The organism is Shewanella sp. 10N.286.52.B9 (assembly GCF_002873635.1).
Lineage (GTDB): Bacteria > Pseudomonadota > Gammaproteobacteria > Enterobacterales > Shewanellaceae > Shewanella.
This window is the reverse complement of record NZ_MCTY01000166.1, coordinates 2,244-5,714: the sequence shown is the minus strand read 5'-3', so window position 1 is coordinate 5,714 and position 3,471 is coordinate 2,244. Positions and strand designations below refer to the sequence as shown.

The following is a 3,471-nucleotide window of genomic DNA, read 5'->3' as shown; positions in this document are numbered from 1 at the left end:
TTCGAGCTTCTCTTACGAGATATTAGGCGCTTGGCGATGACCTACTTTCACATGGGGAGACCCCACACTATCATCGGCGCGATTGCGTTTCACTACTGAGTTCGGGATGGGATCAGGTGGTACCACAATGCTATTGTCACCAAGCAAATTCTTGCTTCATTTACCGCTATTGCAGTAAATAATAATTCGGAAATCTGATAACTCTTTCGAGATTTTTTTGAGTTCGCACTTCATTAAGCGCTATATATTCTTTCACTAAGCCTGTAACACAGCTTGTATACAAAACCCATTAGGGTTGTATGGTTAAGCCTCACGAGTCATTAGTACAGGTTAGCTCAACGCCTCACAACGCTTACACACCCTGCCTATCAACGTCCTAGTCTCGAACGGCTCTTTAGAGAGATTAAATCTCTAGGGATGACTCATCTTAGGACTCGCTTCCCGCTTAGATGCTTTCAGCGGTTATCGATTCCGAACGTAGCTACCGGGCAATGCTATTGGCATAACAACCCGAACACCAGCGGTTCGTCCACTCCGGTCCTCTCGTACTAGGAGCAGCTTCCTTCAATCATCCAACGCCCACGGCAGATAGGGACCGAACTGTCTCACGACGTTCTGAACCCAGCTCGCGTACCACTTTAAATGGCGAACAGCCATACCCTTGGGACCGACTTCAGCCCCAGGATGTGATGAGCCGACATCGAGGTGCCAAACACCGCCGTCGATATGAACTCTTGGGCGGTATCAGCCTGTTATCCCCGGAGTACCTTTTATCCGTTGAGCGATGGCCCTTCCATACAGAACCACCGGATCACTATGACCTACTTTCGTACCTGCTCGACGTGTATGTCTCGCAGTTAAGCTGGCTTATGCCATTGCACTAACCGTACGATGTCCGACCGTACTTAGCCAACCTTCGTGCTCCTCCGTTACTCTTTGGGAGGAGACCGCCCCAGTCAAACTACCCACCAGGCACTGTCCCGAACCCCGATAAGGGGCCGCGGTTAGAACATCAAAACTACAAGGGTGGTATTTCAAGATTGACTCCACTCCATCTAGCGACGAAGCTTCAAAGTCTCCCACCTATCCTACACATGTAGGTTCAATGTTCAGTGCCAAGCTATAGTAAAGGTTCACGGGGTCTTTCCGTCTAGCCGCGGGTATACGGCATCTTCACCGCAATTTCAACTTCACTGAGTCTCGGCTGGAGACAGCGTGGCCATCATTACGCCATTCGTGCAGGTCGGAACTTACCCGACAAGGAATTTCGCTACCTTAGGACCGTTATAGTTACGGCCGCCGTTTACTTGGGCTTCGATCATGAGCTTCTCCGAAGATAACCCAATCAATTAACCTTCAAGCACCGGGCAGGCGTCATACCGTATACGTCATCTTGCGATTTTGCACAGTACTGTGTTTTTGATAAACAGTTGCAGCCACCTGGTATCTGCGACTGCCGTCAGCTTAGGGAGCAAGTCCCATCACCAACAGCAGCGTACCTTCTCCCGAAGTTACGGTACCATTTTGCCTAGTTCCTTCAGCCGAGTTCTCTCAAGCGCCTTGGTATTCTCTACCCGACCACCTGTGTCGGTTTGGGGTACGATTCCTACTAACCTGAAGCTTAGAAGATTTTCCTGGAAGCATGGCATCAACTACTTCATCACCTTAGTGACTCGTCATCAGCTCTCAGCCTAATGTAAACCCGGATTTGCCTAAGTTTACAGCCTACAACCTTAAACGCGGACTACCAACGCCGCGCTAGCCTAGCCTTCTCCGTCTCTCCATCGCAGTTAGCAGAAGTACGGGAATATTGACCCGTTTCCCATCGACTACGCCTTTCGGCCTCGCCTTAGGGGTCGACTCACCCTGCCCCGATTAACGTTGGACAGGAACCCTTGGTCTTTCGGCGAGGGAGTTTTTCACTCCCTTTATCGTTACTCATGTCAGCATTCGCACTTCTGATACGTCCAGTGTGGGTTACCCCTTCACCTTCAACCGCTTACAGAACGCTCCTCTACCGCTTGCTCATAAGAGCAAACCCATAGCTTCGGTGTATTGCTTAGCCCCGTTAAATCTTCCGCGCAGGCCGACTCGACTAGTGAGCTATTACGCTTTCTTTAAATGATGGCTGCTTCTAAGCCAACATCCTAGCTGTCTAAGCCTTCCCACATCGTTTCCCACTTAGCAATAACTTTGGGACCTTAGCTGATGGTCTGGGTTGTTTCCCTTTTGACGACGGACGTTAGCACCCGCCGTCTGTCTCCCGAGTAGTACTCACTGGTATTCGGAGTTTGCAAAGGGTTGGTAAGTCGGGATGACCCCCTAGCCTTAACAGTGCTCTACCCCCAGTGGTATTCGCTCGAGGCGCTACCTAAATAGCTTTCGAGGAGAACCAGATATCTCCGAGTTTGATTGGCCTTTCACCCCCAGCCACAAGTCATCCGCTAATTTTTCAACATTAGTCGGTTCGGTCCTCCAGTTGATGTTACTCAACCTTCAACCTGCCCATGGCTAGATCACTCGGTTTCGGGTCTACGCCTTGCAACTAAACGCGCAGTTAACACTCGGTTTCCCTACGGCTCCGCTATTCGCTTAACCTCGCTACAAAACGTAAGTCGCTGACCCATTATACAAAAGGTACGCAGTCACGGTCTCAAGAACCGCTCCCACTGCTTGTACGTACACGGTTTCAGGTTCTATTTCACTCCCCTCACAGGGGTTCTTTTCGCCTTTCCCTCACGGTACTGGTTCACTATCGGTCAGTCAGGAGTATTTAGCCTTGGAGGATGGTCCCCCCATATTCAAACAGGATGTCACGTGTCCCGCCTTACTCGTTTTCATCTATGGTTAGTTTTCATGTACGGGACTATCACCCTGTACCGTTGAGCTTTCCAACTCATTCCACTAACACCCCATAGACTTAAGGGCTAATCCCCGTTCGCTCGCCGCTACTAGGGGAATCTCGGTTGATTTCTTTTCCTCTGGGTACTTAGATGTTTCAGTTCCCCAGGTTCGCCTCATAACGCTATGTATTCACGTTATGATGACCACTTATGTGGCCGGGTTTCCCCATTCGGACATCGTTAGCTCAAATGCTTGTTACTAGCTCGCCAACGCTTTTCGCAAGTTACTACGTCCTTCATCGCCTCTGACTGCCAAGGCATCCACCGTATACGCTTAGTCACTTAACCATACAACCCAAATGAGTTTCACAAGGAAACTTAATCGTTGTCAGAGCGGGTAGCCCTAACAGCTGTATCGTAACTAGCTGGTTTATTACATAATTTGCATCTCTTGCGAGTACACAAATTCGCCTTAGTTTTTAGAATATTCAAGACACTTAATAAAGTGTTTTGAGAACTCAATGTATTATCAGAAAAGGATTAATTTCCCAATAATACGATTTGTAATTAATACAACGACAGACATCATCGTATTAAATACTATCAGCTTTCCAAATTGTTAAAGAAC

Annotated in this window: 2 rRNA genes; both read right to left on the bottom strand. The window is 48.7% G+C overall.

Annotated elements, in window-relative coordinates:
* Positions 1-28 precede the first annotated feature (28 nt).
* A 5S ribosomal RNA gene (gene rrf / locus BCU91_RS10295) occupies positions 29-144 on the bottom strand.
* 155 nt (positions 145-299) lie between these two features.
* Positions 300-3,191: ribosomal RNA gene (locus BCU91_RS10290) — 23S ribosomal RNA — on the bottom strand.
* Positions 3,192-3,471: the final 280 nt, after the last annotated feature.